A 15,908-nucleotide genomic window follows, 5' to 3' on the forward strand; every position below is an offset into this window, starting at 1 on the left:
TCGCGCTCCCCGGGGCTCTCGGGCTTCCCGCGCTTCTCGTGCTCCGCTCACGCGTCAGGTCCTTCCTGGTACGGGGCGACCCGGGGCGTTCCCCGAGGCGTACGGGGCTCACCCAGGGCGCGGCTTCCTCGTATGACATGGCATTCGTCCTAACTTCAGCACTTATGAGAGCTGGAAGTGCGGCGAAACGCCTGCTGGTAGGTCGTCCGTTGGACAGCGGCAGGCTCGGGGAGACCCTGCTGCCGAAGCGGATCGCGCTCCCGGTCTTCTGTAGCGACCCGCTCTCCTCGGTCGCGTACGCCACCGAGGAGATCCTGCTGATCCTCGCGCTCGGCGGGCTCGCCGTCCTGCACCTCGCCTGGTACGCGGCCGTCGGCATCGTCGTCCTGCTCCTGGTGGTCGTCGCCTCCTACCGGCAGACCTGTTACGCGTATCCCGGCGGGGGCGGCGCCTACGTGGTCTCCGCCGAGAACCTCGGGCGGACCGCCGCGCTCACCGCCGCCTCGGCGCTGCTCATCGACTACGTGCTGACCGTCGCCGTCTCCGTCGTCTCCGGGGTCGCCGCGATCACCTCGGCGGTCCCCACGCTCAACGGCTACGCCGTGGCCCTCTCGGTGTTCTTCGTGGTGGTCCTGGCCTGGATGAACCTGCGCGGAGTACGGGAGTCGGGGCGCTGGTTCGCCGTCCCCACCTATGCCTTCGTCGGCGTCGTCTATCTGATGTTCGCGGTGGCCGCCGCCCGGCTGGCGACCGGCGTGACGATCCGCGCGGAATCCGCCGACCTGCCCGTCGACGCGGTCTCCGCCTACTCCGGGATCGCGCTCGTGCTGCTCGCGCTGCGCGCCTTCGCCTCCGGCTGCACCGCGCTCACCGGCGTCGAAGCCGTCAGCAACGGCGTACCGGCGTTCGAGAAACCCAAGAGCCGCAACGCGGCCATGACCCTGGCCGTCATGGGCGGGCTCTCGGCGACCATGTTCTTCGGGATCACCACGCTCGCCATGGTCTACGAGGTGCACGTCGCGGAGGATCCCACGCGGCTCGGGCTCGCCCCCGGCACCCCGGTCTCCACCGCGCTGGCCCAGATCGGCCGCGCCACCTTCGGCGACTGGCACGTCCTGTTCTATCTGCTCCAGGCCGTCACCGCGGGCGTCCTCGTGCTGGCGGCCAACACCGCCTTCAACGGCTTCCCGATGCTCGCGTCCGTCCTCGGGCGCGACCGCTACGCGCCCCGGCAGCTCGTCCACCGCGGCGACCGGCTCGCCTACTCCAACGGCATCGTCCTCCTCGCGCTCGCCGCGATCGTCCTCATCGTCGCCTTCGACGCGCAGCTGACCCGCCTGATCCAGCTGTACATCGTCGGCGTCTTCGTCTCCTTCACCCTTTCCCAGGCCGGCATGGTCAAGCACTGGCGGCGAGAACTCGCCAGCCTCGCCGGAACCGGAACCGGAACCGGAACCGGAACCGGAACCGGAACCGGAAGCAGAACCGGAACCGGCATCACCCCTGGCCCCCGCACGAGGCCCCGTCCCGGCTCCCGTCCCGGCTCCCGGTCCGTCGCCTCCGAGCGCCGCCACATCCTGCGCCGGCTCTCCATCAACTCGGTCGGCGCCTGTCTCACGGCGGTCGTCCTCGTCATCGTCCTCGTCACCAAGTTCACCCATGGCGCCTGGATCGTCGTCATCGCGATGCCCTTGCTCTTCGCCGGGATGAAGGGGGTGCGGCGGCATTACGAGACCGTCGCCGCCGAGGTCGCCGTCGGGGCGGACGAGCGGCCCCGGGCCCTCGCGGGGAACCACGTCCTGGTCCTCGTCGCCACGATCAACGCGCCCAGCCTCCGGGCGCTCTCCTACGCGCTGACCCTGCGGCCCGACTCGCTCACCGCCGTCACCGTCGCCGAGGACCCGGCGGAGGCGGAGGTGCTCCGCGCGGCCTGGGACGCCCATGGCATCGAGGTCCCGCTACGGGTGCTCAGCTCCCCGTACCGCTCGATCGTCCAGCCGGTGCTGCGGCACGTCAGGGACGCGCCCGAGCGCGCGGGGGACGCGGTGATCTCGGTGATCATCCCCGAGTACGTGGTGGGGCGCTGGTGGGAGCAGGCGCTGCACAACCAGAGCGCGCTGCGGCTCAAGGCCCGGCTGCTGTTCATGAGGAACGTCGTCACGATCGACGTGCCGTACCGACTGGCCTCGGCCCGCGAACTCGCCGCGCAGCGGGCCTCGGCGGCCCGGGAGAGGGAGGAACGCCCCTGAAACGGGCCCCTTGCCTACCCCGAGACGGGCCCCGTACTCACCCCGAGGCGGCCCTCGAATTCACCCCGCACTGTCCCCGACGCCAGCCCCGGTCCGGTCTCAGGGCCACACCAGGCAGTACGGCTGATGGCCCGCCTCGTGGAGGCGGACCGAGAAGTCCTGCCATTCGTGGAGGAGCCGGTAGACGTCGAAGGCGTCGCGTGGGCCGCCCCGGTCCGGGACCGTGGACCAGATGAAGGCCGCCGCTCCCACCGACTCCTCGCCGATCGCGCGCAGCGGGTCGACCACGGTCATCGGCAGCTTCACCACCGCGTAGTCCGGGTGCAGCACCACCAGCTCAAGCGGGGGCACCCGGTGCAGGGGCATGCCCTGGATGCCGGTCAGGACCATGGCGGCTATGGTCTCCGGCTTGATCTTGGTGAACATGCCGCCCATGCCCAGTTCGTCCCCGCCCAACTCCTCGGGGCGCATCGAGATCGGGACCCGGGCCGCCGTCGCGCCGTCGGGCGCGCCGAAGTACTTGTACGTCACCCCCAACCGGCCACTCCCGCCTCCGGGGGCCGGTTCGCCGGGGGTCTCCCCGGAGCCCGGGAGCCCCTGCGCGTCGGGGTTGCCGCCCGGGGCGCCCGACGCCGGACCTTCGGTCCTCCGGCGCCGGTGCCTCCCCCGCCGGGCAGACTCCGGACCCAAATCGTCCGTCCCCTCGCCCGGTCCGCCACCGCGATGCATATCTCCACCCGACTGCTTTTTTTCGGCAACACGACCCCGCCGCGCAACCCGATCATCGTGTCAGTGACCTCCCCCGCGTTCGTACGGTGAAACACCTGTCCGCAAGAACGCCGTCGCCTCTGACACCATGGATTACGTGAGCCATCCCTATGTAGCCCCAGTTTCGCAGACGCGGAGGGCGAACGCCCCGGCGTAATACCGAGGATGTCCTCACCGTCCGTTCGTTCCCGATGTCGTGCCCTCAGTCGTTCTCGCAGGTCAGGATCACAGTGCCGTATTCATACGAAGCCCCAGTCTCACAGACGCTTTTCGACCGCGCGTCCCTCGTGACGCCCGGCGGCGTGAACTCCCCGGTGCGTGCCTTCCGGGCCGTGGGTGGAACGCCCCGGTTCATGGTGTCCGGTTCCGGTCCCTACCTCACCGATGCCGACGGGCGCGAGTACGTCGACCTGGTCTGCTCGTGGGGGCCGATGATCCTGGGGCACGCGCACCCCGAGGTCACCGCCGCCGTGCAGGAGGCCGTGGCCCGCGGCACCTCCTTCGGCACCCCCGGCGAGGGCGAGGTCGCGCTCGCCGAGGAGATCGTCGCCCGGGTCGAGCCGGTCGAGCAGGTGCGGCTCGTCTCCTCCGGTACGGAGGCCACGATGTCCGCCATCCGGCTGGCCCGCGGCTTCACCGGGCGCGCCAAGGTCGTCAAGTTCGCGGGCTGCTACCACGGGCACGTGGACGCGCTCCTCGCCTCGGCCGGTTCGGGTGTCGCCACGCTCGGGCTGCCCGACACCCCGGGCGTGACCGGCGCGCAGGCCGGGGACACGATCGTGCTCCCCTACAACGACCTGGAGGCCGTGCGGGCCGCGTTCGCCGCGCACCCGGGCGAGATCGCCTGTGTCATCACGGAGGCCTCGCCCGGCAACATGGGCGTCGTGCCGCCGCTGCCGGGCTTCAACCAGGGGCTCGCGGACGCGTGCCGGGAGAACGGCGCGCTGTACATCTCCGACGAGGTGATGACGGGCTTCCGTACCTCGCGGGCCGGCTGGTACGGCGTCGACGGCGTCAAGGCCGACCTGCTGACCTTCGGCAAGGTCATGGGCGGCGGCTTCCCGGCCGCCGCGTTCGGCGGGCGGGCCGACGTCATGGGCCACCTCGCCCCGGCCGGTCCGGTCTACCAGGCGGGCACGCTCTCCGGTAACCCGATCGCGACGGCCGCCGGGCTCGCGCAGCTGCGGCTGCTCGACGAGGCGGCGTACGCGCAGGTCGACGCGGTCTCGGCACAGGTCCGGGGCCTGGTCTCGGAGGCGCTGACGAAGGAGGGCGTGGCGCACCGGGTGCAGACCGCGTCCAATATGTTCTCCGTCTTCTTCACCGCCGACGAGGTGCGGAACTACGACGAGGCGAAGCGTCAGGAAGCCTTCCGCTTCAACGCCTTCTTCCACGCGATGCTGGCCGAGGGCGTCTACCTGCCGCCGTCCGCCTTCGAGTCCTGGTTCGTCTCGGCGGCCCACGACGAGCGGGCGATCGAGCGGATCGCCGCCGCCCTGCCGTCCGCCGCCCGCGCCGCCGCGGAGGCCACGGCATGAGCGAGCAGCGCGGCACCGACCGCAAGACCGACCGCAACGGCGAGGACATCACCGTCGTCCATCTGATGCGCCACGGCGAGGTGCACAACCCCGACGGCGTGCTGTACGGGCGCCGCCCCGGCTACCACCTGTCGGAGCTGGGCCGCCGGATGGCGGACCGGGTCGCCGAGTCCCTGGCGGACCGGGACGTCACGTACGTCGTCGCCTCCCCGCTGGAGCGGGCGCAGGAGACGGCGACGCCGATCGCCAAGACGCACGGTCTGGACCTGGCGAGCGACGAGCGGCTGATCGAGGCGGCGAACGTCTTCGAGGGCAAGACCTTCGGCGTCGGCGACGGGGCCCTGCGCAAGCCGGCGAACTGGAAGCACCTGACCAATCCGTTCCAGCCGTCCTGGGGCGAGCCGTACGTCGAGCAGGTCGTCCGGATGATGGGCGCGCTGGACGCGGCGAAGGACGCGGCGCGGGGGCACGAGGCGGTCTGCGTCAGCCACCAGCTGCCGATCTGGATCGTCCGCAGCTTCGTGGAGAAGCGGCGGCTCTGGCACGACCCGAGGCGGCGGCAGTGCACGCTGGCCTCGCTGACCTCGTTCACGTACCGGGGCGACCGGATCGTCTCGGTCGGATACAGCGAGCCCGCCCGGGACCTCGTCCCCGCGCATCTGCTCGCGGGCGCGAAGCCGGTCAAGGGCAAGTCGAAGGCGTTCGGAGCGTAGCCCCGGCCGGGGGCTCACGGCTCACGGCTCAGGCTCAGGGCTTACGGCTCGCGGCTCAGCCTTACGGTCCGCGGCTCGGGCTAACGGCTTACGGGAAGGGGCCCGGGGACACTAGTCTCCGGGCCCCTTCCCCGCGCCCGGCACCCCCCGCGCCCCCGCGCCCGGCACCGCCCGCGCCCGGCACCCCGATCCCTCCCAGCGCGGGCTCCCCTGCCCATACGCCTCCCCGGATCCGTACATTCCGGACGAAGGCCGTCCCCGCTGGACAGCGTGCCGTCGCGCGGGTCAGAGTGCGGGGACGGTCGACGGTGTCCATGCCAAGCACTCGCACGCGGCGCACCCGTAGCCCACCCGCAGCGCACCTCCCCCAGGGCGCCCATCGCACACCCGTCGGACACCGTGAAATTTTTGTGCTATTTCCCGGAACCTCCATGTTCGTCCTGGCATCTTTCCCATTGTCGGATTGGATGACGTTCAGGTCATACATCAGCGCGAATTGGGGAAGTCATGCGCGGGATCAAGGGGATCAGTCGAAGGGGGCTGCTGGGGGCGGGCGTAGGTGCCGCGGCGGCGGTGGGACTCGCCGCCTGCAACACCGGAAACCAGGGCAAGTCCGGACACGCCACGCCCGGCAAGGGCGGCGGAGTCACGGCGGATCCCGCCAAGCCCACCCCCACCGAGGAACACGTCAGGCTCATCGGGGACGGTTCCACCGCCGACACCGGCGCGCAGCCGCACCAGCCCGACGCCCCCGTGCCCCTGGAACCCGGCCAGACCCCGCCCCAGTTCGTCGTCTTCTCCTGGGACGGCGCCGGCGAGGTCGGCAACGGCCTCTTCCCGCGCTTCCTCGAACTCGCCGGGAACCACGGCGCGGCGATGACCTTCTTCCTCTCCGGGATCTACCTCCTCCCGGAGTCCAAGAAGGACCTCTACCGCCCGCCGAACAACCGCGTCGGCGCCTCCGACATCGGCTACCTCACCGACGACCACATCAAGGACACCCTGAAGTACGTCCGTCAGGCCTGGCTCGACGGACACGAGATCGGCACCCACTTCAACGGGCACTTCTGCGGCGGCTCCGGCTCCGTCGGCCACTGGACCCCGGCCCAGTGGCAGAGCGAGATCGACCAGGCGGTGAAGTTCGTCACCGAGTGGAAGACCAACAGCGGCTGGACCGACCTCGACCCGCTGCCCTTCGACTACACCAAGGAACTCGTCGGCGGCCGCACCCCCTGTCTCCTCGGCCAGGACAACCTGCTCCCCACCGCCAAGCGGCTCGGCTGGCGCTACGACGCCAGCTCGCCCGGCGGACGGCAGACCTGGCCCGAGAAGCGGAAGGGAATCTGGGATCTGCCCCTCCAGGCCGTTCCCTTCCCCGGGCACTCTTTCGAAGTCCTCTCGATGGACTACAACATGCTCGCGAACCAGTCGAAGAACACGACGAAGGGCATGCCCTCGCGCTACCCCGGCTGGCGCAAGCAGGCGACCCAGGCCTATCTGGCCGGATTCACCCGCGCATACGAGTCGAATCGCGCGCCCTTCTTCATCGGCAACCACTTCGAACAGTGGAACGGCGGCATCTACATGGACGCCGTGGCGGAAGCCCTCAAGGGAATGGCTGGAAAGAAGGAGGTGCGTCTCGTCTCCTTCAAGCAGTTCACCGACTGGCTCGACGTACAGGACCCGAAGATCCTCGCGAAACTGCGCACGCTGGAAGTGGGAGAGAAGCCGGAAGGCGGCTGGAATACTTTCCTTCGGCCCGCCACGCCCACCCCGACCGCCCACTCGTCGACCCCTTCCACTTAGAAGATCTTGACAAGGGGCTTTCCGGGCACGTAGGGGGGTGCCCGAGATCTCCCAAACGCCCATGCGAAACTTTTCACATGAGCCTTAGCCGTGCCCCTCGACGCACCCTGCTCGCCGTCGGAGTGCTGACCGCCGCCCTCGCGCTCTCGGCCTGCGGCGGCGACAACGGCAAGTCCGGCGGCGGTGGCAACACCAACTTCGTGACCAACACGGGCGGCATCTCCACCGCCGCCAAGGGCGAACGCGCCTCCACCGGGAAGCTCGCGGGCGAGACCCTCGAAGGCAAGCAGCTCGACGTCGCCGACCTCAAGGGCAAAGTCGTCGTCCTCAACGCCTGGGGCTCCTGGTGCAGCCCCTGCCGCGCCGAGGCACCGCACTTCGCCAAGGTCTCCAAGGAGCTGAAGAGCCAGGGCGTCGAGTTCGTCGGACTCAACACCCGCGACCCCAACAAGCAGCCCGCCCTCGCCTTCGAGGAGGACTACGGGATCTCGTACCCCAGCCTCTACGACCCGCAGGGCAAGCTCATCCTCTTCGGCTTCCCCAAGGGCACCCTCAGCCTCCAGGGCATCCCCTCCACCGTCGTCCTCGACAAGGAGGGCAAGATCGCCGCCCGCTCCCTCATGGCGCTCGACGAGCAGAAGCTCCGCTCGATGATCGAGCCCCTCCTCAAGGAGAAGTGAGCCGGTGAACGAGACGGTCACCAGCGGAGCCCTGCTGCTCGCCCTGCCCATCGCCGTCCTCGGCGGGCTGGTCTCCTTCTTCTCGCCCTGCGTCCTGCCGCTCGTCCCCGGCTACCTCTCGTACGTGACTGGGGTCACCGGCTCGGACCTCGCCGAGAAGCGCCGCGGCCGGATGACCGCGGGTGCCGTCCTCTTCGTCCTCGGCTTCACCGCCGTCTTCGTCTCCGGCGGCGCGCTCTTCGGCTACTTCGGTTCCACCCTCCAGGAGTACCGGGAGACGCTCACCACGATCCTCGGCGTGCTCATGATCCTCATGGGCGTGTTCTTCATGGGTCTGATGCCCTGGTTCACCCAGCGGGAGTTCCGCGTCCACAAGAAGCCCGTCGCCGGTCTGATCGGCGCGCCCCTGCTGGGCGCGCTCTTCGGCATCGGCTGGACCCCGTGCATCGGCCCGACCCTCGCCTCGGTCAACGCGCTCGCCCTCGAACAGGCCAGCGCGGGCCGCGGGGCGCTCCTCGCCTTCGCGTACTGCCTCGGGCTCGGCGTGCCGTTCGTGCTCGCCGCGCTCGCCTTCCGCAAGGCCCTGGGTGCGTTCGGCTGGGTGAAGAAGCACTATGTATGGGTGATGAGGATCGGCGGCGGCATGATGCTCGTCACCGGCGTCCTGCTCCTCACCGGCGCGTGGGACAGCATGGTCGCCACGATGCAGGGCTGGTCCAGCGGTTTCACGGTGGGGATCTGACGTTCCGAATGAGCACGACCGACACTTCCGACACGACGGAACGGCAGGAGAGCCTCGGCGAAGCCGGAGCGCACCTGTCCACCGCCCCCGCCGACGACCGGGCCGAGACCGCCATCGGCGGCCCCGCCCTCGGGATCATCGGCTGGTGCCGCTGGTTCTGGCGGAAGCTGACCTCCATGCAGGTCGCCCTGATCCTGCTGTTCCTGCTCTCCCTGGGCGCCGTCCCGGGCTCCCTCATCCCGCAGACCAGCGCGGACGAGATGAAGGTCCAGGCCTTCAAGGACGCCCACCGGACGCTGACGCCGCTCTACGAGAAGCTCCAGCTCTTCGACGTCTACAGCTCGGTGTGGTTCTCCGCGATCTACATCCTGCTGTTCGTCTCCGTCATCGGCTGCATCGTGCCCCGCACGCTCCAGTTCGTCGGCCAGCTCCGCAGCCGTCCGCCGGGCGCCCCCCGGCGCCTCGACCGGCTCCCCGCGTACGCCACCTGGCGGACCGAGGCCGAGCCCGAGCAGGTCAGGGCCGCCGCGCTCGACCTCCTCAAGCGGCGCCGCTTCCGCGCCCACCCGGCGGGCGACGCGGTCGCCGCCGAGAAGGGCTATCTGCGCGAGGCGGGGAACCTGGTCTTCCACATCGCCCTGATCGTGATGCTCGTCGCCTTCGCCTGGGGCCAGCTCTTCAAGTCCGAGGGCGGCAAGCTGATCGTCGAGGGCGACGGCTTCTCCAACACGCTCACCCAGTACGACGACTTCAAGTCGGGCTCCCAGTTCGGCATCGACGACCTGTCGCCGTTCAGCTTCACGCTCGACCGCTTCGACGGCACGTACGAGAAGAGCGGCCCCCAGCGCGGCACCCCCCGCACCTTCGAGGCGTCCGTCCGCTACACCGAGGGCGGCGCCGACAAGAAGGCCGTCATCCGGGTCAACGAACCGCTCATGGTCGGCGACTCCAAGGTCTATCTGATCGCCCACGGCTACGCGCCGGTCGTCACCGTCAAGGACGGGCGCGGCAAGGCCGTCTACCACGGCGCCGTGCCGCTGCTGCCGATCGACAACAACATCACGTCCACCGGCGCCATCAAGGTGATGGACGGCTACCGGGACAAGAACGGCAAGCGGGAGCAGCTCGGCTTCCAGGCGTTCTTCGTGCCGACCTTCGCGGGCGCGGGCAAGGGAACGATGTTCTCGCAGTTCCCCGCCCTGGACTTCCCCGTCATGGCGCTCACCGGCTACCACGGCGACCTGCGGGTCGACTCCGGGCTGCCGCAGAACGTGTACCAGCTCGACAAGTCCAAGATGAAGCAGTTCACGGACGCGTCCGGCAACAACCTCGCCCGGCGGCTGCTGCCCGGCGAGACCATGACGCTCCCCGACGGAGGGGGCTCCATCACCTTCGAGAAGGACGTGAAGGAGTGGGCCAGCTTCCAGATCTCGCAGCAGCCCGGCAACGGGCTCGCCCTCACGGGCGCGATCGCCGCGATCGCGGGTCTCTCCGGTTCGCTCTTCATCCAGCGCCGCCGGGTCTGGGTCCGGGCCGTCCGCGGTGACGACGGTGTGACCGTCGTCGAGATCGCGGGTCTCGGACGCAGCGAGTCCGCGAGGCTTCCCGAGGAGCTGGGCGATCTCGCGCTCGCGCTCACGACGGACGCACCCCCCGCCCCCGAGGCCGTACCGGAACCGGAGGCGTCCCCCACCCCGGGCGCCGCGCCGGAGCCGGACGCGCCCCGCACCCCCGGCGCCGACACCGCCGTCGGGGAAGAAGCCGCAGGTGCCGCACCGGAACCCGCGGAAGAACCCGCAGAAGCACCTGCCCCTTCTGGAGAGGCCGACAAGTGATCCTCGCCGCCACGACCAACGAGAGCCTGGCGCAGGTGAGCGACTTGCTCATCTACTCCTCGATGGCCGTCTACACCCTGGCTTTCTTCGCCCACATCGCCGAGTGGGTGCTGGGCAGCCGCAGCAAGGTCGGCCGCACCGCCGCCGCCCTCACCCCGCGCGCTGCGGCCCCCGCCACCGCCGCCGTGTCCGTCCAGGTCAAGCGAGGCGGCGGGACCGCCGTGCTCGACAAGCCGAAGGTCGTCACCCGGTCCGCCGCCGGCACCCGGGACGTCCCGGACGGCCCCGGCGCGGCGGGCGGCACCGTCAAGGGCGACCTGTACGGCCGGATCGCCATCTCGCTGACCGCCCTCGCCTTCCTGATCGAGGCGGCGGGCGTGACCAGCCGGGCGTTCTCGGTGCAGCGGGCCCCCTGGGGCAACATGTACGAGTTCTCCACCACCTTCTCCACGGTGGCGGTCGGCGCGTACCTCGGCTTCCTCGTCGCGAAGAAGAACGTGCGCTGGATCGGCCTCCCGCTGGTCACCACCGTCCTGCTCGACCTGGGCATGGCCACCACCTGGCTGAAGACCCCCAGCGACCAGCTGGTCCCGGCGCTCGACTCGTACTGGCTCTGGATCCACGTCTCCACCGCGATCTTCTGCGGTGCGGTCTTCTACATCGGCGCCGTCGCCTGTCTGCTGTACCTGTTCCGCGACTCGTACGAGAACAAGATCGCGACCGGCGGGAACCCCGGCGCCTTCGCCCGCTCGGTGATGGAGCGGCTGCCCTCGGCCGCCTCGCTCGACAAGTTCTCCTACCGGGTCAACGCGGCCGTCTTCCCGCTCTGGACGTTCACGATCATCGCGGGCGCGATCTGGGCCGGTGACGCGTGGGGCCGCTACTGGGGCTGGGACGCCAAGGAAGTCTGGTCCTTCATCACCTGGGTCGGCTACGCCGCCTATCTGCACGCGCGGGCCACGGCGGGCTGGAAGGGCCGCAAGGCCGCGTACATCGCGCTCATCGCCTTCGCGTGCTTCCTGTTCAACTACTACGGCGTCAACATCTTCGTGAGCAGCAAGCACTCCTACGCCGGAGTCTGATCCCGCGACCGCCGGAACCCCGGCCCCCGGCCCACACGGCCGGGGGCCGGAGTCGTCTCCGGCCCCCTCGCCCCGTCTCACCCCCGCTTCGGCGGCAGGCAGGTCCCCGTCGGCGGCTTCCCCTCCGGCCAGGCCATCTGCACGAAGCGCTGACTGCCGTCCTGGGCCAGCTCCACGATCGGGACCGCCTTGTTGTACGGGTTGCCGTAGTTGTCCAGGCAGATCCAGCCGCTCGCCCCCTGCACCCGCAGCGAGCCCTTGACCTGCGGCCACTGATTGCCGACGTCCTCCTTCGCGGGGAAGGCGGAGCCGTCCGGGGTGGCCTGGCGGATCGCGTGCACCGCCGTCGCCATGGCGTCGTACGCGATGATCGCCTGCCCGTCCGCGAGCGCCACGGGCCGCTCCTTCGGCGCCGACTTCGCGATGTCCCGGACGAAGTCCTCGTAGGCCCGGACCGAACCGCCCGTCGCCGGGACCTTCCGGCCCGGTCCCGGCCGCCACGCGTCCGGGTGGGCGAGGGCCGCGTACCGCACCGTCACCTTGTTCTTCAGGGCCTTGCGGTCGAGCTTGCGGTCCGCGCCCAGGTACGAGCCCTCGTCCCCGGTGAGGATCGTGAAGGCGCGGTCCACGCAGCCCCGGGCGCCGAGCGCGTTGATGAACTGGCGCAGCTGGGTGTGGCGCCCGGCGAAGAACACGGTGTCGGCGGAGGTGTCGCAGAGCAGCAGGGTGATGTTGCGGAAGGTGTTGGCGGTGGTGCCTTCCTGGGTGGAGTCGGAGGGGTCGGAGGTGAACTGCTGGGGTTCGAGCGGCGCGTTCTTCAGGGAGGCGTCGAAGGCCGACTTCAGGGTGTCGATGTAGTGGTCGCCGGTCCGGTCGTCCTGGACGAGGATCGCCTTGGCGGAGTCGACCCGGCCGAAGTGCGCGAGGGCCTTCGCCTCGTCGCTGTTGGTGGGGGAGACCCGGGCGAGCCCGGGGAAGGGCTTGCCGCCGGGGCCGTTGGCGATGTCGTCGGCGGTGATGGTGGTGCCGACGACCGCGATCCGCGCCTGGGTGAGGACGGTCACCGCCTCCCGCATCTCCGTGGAGGAGGTGGCGATGCCGGACACGGCCCGCAGCCGCTGGGGCCCGTCGGCGAGCGCGAGGAGCCGGTCGACGGCGGTGCGCCAGTAGGCGTTGCCCCGGCCGGTGTTGGCGAGCACCAGGCGGATGGTGGGCCGCTGCCCGTTGGACTCCCGGTTGGCCCGGAGCTGGTAGGCGTACGCCCCCTGCACCTCGTGCAGCACCTTGGTCCGCATGCCGGTGTCGGTGGAGGTCAGCGGCAGCATGACGGCGACGGTGACGTACTCGCCGGAGGCCAGCGTGGCGTTCTCCGCGCGGATCGCCCCGGCGACGTCCCGCAGTTCGGGCACGCCGAAGTCGTGGCCGTCGCCGTTGACGCCGACGCACTCGGAGCTGCCGACCGGGCGGTCCACCCCGGCGGCGCAGGAACGGTCCTCCGGGGTGGTCAGCCGGAGGATGCCGTACGCGCCGAAGCCGAGGACGACACAGGCGGAGACGAAGAGGGCGACGAGTTTCTGACGTGGGGTGCGGACACGGCGGCGGAGGGGATCGAGCGGGCGGTGGGGCATGGCGTCAGACTCCGTCCTCACGGCCGGGCGGCAGCGACGGCTCCCGCCAGGCACGGATGTCACGCGGCCAGTGGGTGGCCGCGTCCCAGAGCGAACCGCTGCCCGTCAGATGACGGCCGGAAAGCCGCCGCAGTTCGTGCGCGAGCCGGTCGGCCACCTCCTCGTCGGGCAGCGCCAGCGGATCGGTGAGCAGCCATACGGCGTGCAGCAGACGCCGTACGGCGAGGTGCAGTTCGGCGGTGTCGGCGTCGAGCCCCGGCGGCAGCGGGACCGGCGCCCCCTGGCCGAGGGCGACCGCACGGCGCGGATCGGGCTCGGTCACGGTCCGCTCGCGCGGATGCGGCGCCGAGCCGATGAACCTCAGCCGCCCCAGCCAGTCGAGGACGTCCGGCCCGGGAAAGGTCTCCCGCAGATGCGCGACGGCCTCGTCGGTGTGCCCGAGCGCCAGATCGTGGTGGAGCCGGTACGGGCCGGGCTCGGGCCCGTAGTGCCGGCGCAGGGTCTCGTGGACCGCGAGCCAGGCGCTGTACCGGGGGTGGTCCTCGTCCTCGAAGCGGAGCCGGTGCAGCAGCAGGGCGCGCAGCAGCGGATCGGCGACGAAGTGCCGGGGGCTCTCGGTCCACTCCTCCGCGCGCAGCAGGTCGCGCACCCGCAGCGCCACGTCCCCGTCGAGGGACTCGCCCTGGAGCCGGGCACGGGCCAGCATCCGAGCGGACTCCTCGTCGTGGGCGGCGGCGAGCACGGCGTAGGGACCCGGGCGGAGGACCGGCAGCAGCTCGGCGAGGAGGGCGGGGGCGACCGGCACCGGCGCGGTGTCCTCGCGCAGCTCCACCGTCAGGTCGAGCAGCCGCCCCGGGGTGAGCCGGGCCCGCAGCCGGGGCTCGACCTCGCCCGCCGCCCGGCCGAGGAGCGCCACGCCGAGGGGCCGGCCGCCGGTCAGCCGGTGGACGGCGCGGGCCAGCTCGGCGGGGGCGCGGCCCGCCGGGTCGTACCGGTCGAAGACGGCCCGGGTCTGCGCGGGGGAGAGCGGGGTCAGCTCGACGGCGAGGATGCCGGAACCGACGCTGGAGCCGCGCGGGCAGGGCGCCCGGTGCGCGGTCTCCGGCAGCCGGGTGCGGGTGGCCTGCCGCAGCCCCTCGTGGTCCCGGATCCGGGAGGCGGCCAGGACGACGATGCGGTCCCTGCGGCCCTCGGCGCGGGCCCGCAGGACCGGCTCGACGAGCCGTCGGCCGAGGGGTTCGTGGGCGTTGTCGAGGAGGAGCAGCGGGCGGCCGACGCGGGAGCCGCGCCGGAAGCCGGTGTAGGCCCTCAGCAGGTCCTCGGTGAGCGCGCCGACGAGGAAGTCCTCGGCCTCGCGGCGGCGCCTGCCGTCCAGCTCGAAGTCGATCGCGAGCTGCCGCAGCCCGGCCTCGCCCCGGCCGCCCGCGTTGCGGTAGCCGCCGTACCAGGCCTCGGCGGAGCGCTGGAGGCGTCCGAAGACCTCTTCGAGGACGGTCTCCACGGTCGCCTCGGCCAGCAGCCCGGCGATCGGCACGGTGGCCTCGGCGAAGGTGGCGGCGAGCTTGGCGAGGACCTTGCCGACCCAGTTGGCGGCGGCGCCCCGGGTCGCGTCGACGGTCGCGAGGAGCGGTCCGAGCCGCAGCAGATCGCGCCGGGCCCGCTCGTCGTCCTCCCGTGACCAGGCGAGGGAGGCGACGGCGACCAGCCCGAGGGAGAGCCGGGGGAACCGTACGGGCGAGGCCCCCGGCACCTTCGGCGACAGCTGGACGGCCAGCTCGGCGAGGGCTCCGGTGACCGGGGTCCAGCCGGGGCCGTGGTCGGCGGGCGGCTCGATGCGGGCGCAGTCGACGAGGGCGAGCGGGGTGTGGCCCTTGTAGCGGTTGCGGACCTCCTTGAGCAGGGCCGTCTTTCCGGTGCCGCGCCCGCCGGTGAAGACGGTGACCGGCGGGTCGTCGCCGTGCTCGAACGGCACCTTGCCCGCGCCGTCGCGGGTGAGCCCGCTGAGCCGGGCCACCAGACCGGCGTCCTCCAGGGCCGCCTCGCGGCCGTACAGCTCCCTGTCCACGAACCGTCACCCCCGTCACAGTCAACTCCAGGATAGGGAGGGCGCGTTGGGAAAGGCGTCTTCTTTTCGTCTCTGCTTTCGAGTCGTTGCGGGGGTGTTGTGGGGCTGTGGCGGTGGGGGAGGTTTGGATCGGCCGCAGGCCGGCTCGGACGCCTGGGGCGCGGGGCCCTTGCGGCGGGCGGGCGTCGGGCCCGTACGACTCGCGGACGGTCTGGGCGTCGGGCCCGTACGACTCAAGGACGTCGCGCCCGTCGGGTCCGTACGTCGGGCGGGTGCCCGGCCCGTACGGCTCCCGAGGGGATCTCCCCGGTCAGCTCTCCGGGTCCGCGTCCCGTTCGCGGCGCTTCAGCTCCTCCTCGCGGCGGCGCAGGTCGGACTCCCAGTCCTTGAGCGCGGACTCGTCCTTCGCGGGTTCTTCGGAGGGGGCGGCCGACGGTTCCGGCTTCGGCTCCTCGCGCAGGGACTTCAGGAACTCGGGGTTGTCGTCGGGGGCCACCCAGCCGCCCGAGGAGCCCCGGGCACGGGTGGCGCGGGGGCCGCGCTGTCTGCCCGCGGCGATCCAGCCGATCGCGCCGACGACGGAGAACAGCAGGATCACGATCGCCCAGACCGGCTTGGGGAGGTGCTTGACCTCGTCCTCCGGGGTGTTCAGGCAGTCGATGAAGGCGTAGATCATCAGCGCCAGCGGCAGGATGAACATCAGCGCCCTGAGCATGTGGAACGGCCCCCTGGAAGCGGTGGCGGGGGCGCGCTACGGCGGCCCCGGTGACAGGTCAAGGGTAGCCGGTGACCGATACTTGCC

The 15,908-nt window shown here is 71.3% G+C and carries 12 protein-coding genes; 8 read left to right on the plus strand and 4 right to left on the minus strand.

Going from position 1 to position 15,908, the window contains the following annotated elements; all coding sequences use genetic code 11:
* Positions 1-164 precede the first annotated feature (164 nt).
* The gene (locus BU197_RS30405) at positions 165-2,249 is read left to right on the plus strand and encodes an APC family permease (protein ID WP_223183456.1); all 2,085 of its coding nucleotides are present in this window, start codon (positions 165-167) and stop codon (positions 2,247-2,249) included.
* A gap of 99 nt (positions 2,250-2,348) precedes the next feature.
* Here the strand turns inward: BU197_RS30405 and BU197_RS12155 are convergent, their stop codons facing one another.
* Positions 2,349-2,978 (minus strand): hypothetical protein, encoded by a 630-nt coding sequence (locus BU197_RS12155; RefSeq protein ID WP_188268265.1) that lies wholly within the window; start codon positions 2,976-2,978, stop codon positions 2,349-2,351.
* Positions 2,979-3,208: 230 nt separating this feature from the next.
* Here BU197_RS12155 and hemL point away from each other — a divergent pair, with 230 nt between their 5' ends.
* The 7 genes from hemL (at position 3,209) to ccsB (ending at position 11,413) form a co-directional block, all read left to right on the plus strand.
* Entirely contained in the window at positions 3,209-4,555 is a 1,347-nt protein-coding gene (gene hemL, locus BU197_RS12160; RefSeq protein WP_188268266.1) for a glutamate-1-semialdehyde 2,1-aminomutase, read from the plus strand.
* A complete protein-coding gene (locus BU197_RS12165; RefSeq protein WP_188268267.1) occupies positions 4,552-5,268 on the plus strand; it encodes a histidine phosphatase family protein in 717 nt (238 codons plus the stop codon). Before hemL ends, BU197_RS12165 begins: the two co-directional genes overlap by 4 nt.
* Positions 5,269-5,784: 516 nt before the next feature.
* Complete coding sequence (locus tag BU197_RS12170; protein WP_188268292.1) at positions 5,785-7,074, plus strand: hypothetical protein; 1,290 nt, start codon at positions 5,785-5,787, stop codon at positions 7,072-7,074.
* A gap of 77 nt (positions 7,075-7,151) precedes the next feature.
* Complete coding sequence (locus BU197_RS12175; RefSeq protein ID WP_188268268.1) at positions 7,152-7,754, plus strand: TlpA family protein disulfide reductase; 603 nt, start codon at positions 7,152-7,154, stop codon at positions 7,752-7,754.
* A gap of 4 nt (positions 7,755-7,758) precedes the next feature.
* Entirely contained in the window at positions 7,759-8,496 is a 738-nt protein-coding gene (locus BU197_RS12180) for a cytochrome c biogenesis CcdA family protein (RefSeq protein ID WP_188268269.1), read from the plus strand.
* 8 nt (positions 8,497-8,504) lie between these two features.
* Positions 8,505-10,331 carry a cytochrome c biogenesis protein ResB gene (locus tag BU197_RS12185; RefSeq protein ID WP_188268270.1) on the plus strand — a complete coding sequence of 609 codons (1,827 nt, stop codon included), beginning with the start codon at positions 8,505-8,507 and terminating at the stop codon, positions 10,329-10,331.
* Positions 10,328-11,413, plus strand: a complete 1,086-nt coding sequence (gene ccsB, locus BU197_RS12190; RefSeq protein ID WP_188268271.1) for a c-type cytochrome biogenesis protein CcsB — start codon at positions 10,328-10,330, stop codon at positions 11,411-11,413. Before BU197_RS12185 ends, ccsB begins: the two co-directional genes overlap by 4 nt.
* Before the next feature lie 77 nt (positions 11,414-11,490).
* Here ccsB and BU197_RS12195 read toward each other — a convergent pair whose 3' ends face one another.
* The 3 genes from BU197_RS12195 to BU197_RS12205 all read right to left on the minus strand — a co-directional run bounded on the left by BU197_RS12195 (position 11,491) and on the right by BU197_RS12205 (position 15,821).
* Positions 11,491-13,041, minus strand: coding sequence for a hypothetical protein (locus tag BU197_RS12195; protein WP_188268272.1), 1,551 nt, complete (start codon positions 13,039-13,041; stop codon positions 11,491-11,493).
* Positions 13,042-13,045: 4 nt separating this feature from the next.
* Positions 13,046-15,106 (minus strand): hypothetical protein, encoded by a 2,061-nt coding sequence (locus tag BU197_RS12200; RefSeq protein ID WP_188268273.1) that lies wholly within the window; start codon positions 15,104-15,106, stop codon positions 13,046-13,048.
* Between the two features lie 310 nt (positions 15,107-15,416).
* On the minus strand, positions 15,417-15,821 hold the full coding sequence (locus BU197_RS12205) for a PLD nuclease N-terminal domain-containing protein (protein ID WP_188268274.1): 405 nt from the start codon (positions 15,819-15,821) through the stop codon (positions 15,417-15,419).
* Positions 15,822-15,908 lie beyond the last annotated feature (87 nt).

It is taken from the genome of Streptomyces sp. CBMA291 (assembly GCF_014596525.1).
In the GTDB taxonomy this organism is placed as follows: Bacteria; Actinomycetota; Actinomycetes; order Streptomycetales; family Streptomycetaceae; genus Streptomyces.

Coding starts and splice junctions, on each gene's coding strand:
- BU197_RS30405 (WP_223183456.1), top strand. CDS start 165: ATGAGAGCTGGAAGTGCGGCGAAACGCCTGCTGGTAGGTCGTCCGTTG.
- BU197_RS12155 (WP_188268265.1), bottom strand. CDS start 2,978: ATGCATCGCGGTGGCGGACCGGGCGAGGGGACGGACGATTTGGGTCCG.
- hemL (WP_188268266.1), top strand. CDS start 3,209: ATGTCGTGCCCTCAGTCGTTCTCGCAGGTCAGGATCACAGTGCCGTAT.
- BU197_RS12165 (WP_188268267.1), top strand. CDS start 4,552: ATGAGCGAGCAGCGCGGCACCGACCGCAAGACCGACCGCAACGGCGAG.
- BU197_RS12175 (WP_188268268.1), top strand. CDS start 7,152: ATGAGCCTTAGCCGTGCCCCTCGACGCACCCTGCTCGCCGTCGGAGTG.
- BU197_RS12185 (WP_188268270.1), top strand. CDS start 8,505: ATGAGCACGACCGACACTTCCGACACGACGGAACGGCAGGAGAGCCTC.
- BU197_RS12195 (WP_188268272.1), bottom strand. CDS start 13,041: ATGCCCCACCGCCCGCTCGATCCCCTCCGCCGCCGTGTCCGCACCCCA.
- BU197_RS12205 (WP_188268274.1), bottom strand. CDS start 15,821: ATGCTCAGGGCGCTGATGTTCATCCTGCCGCTGGCGCTGATGATCTAC.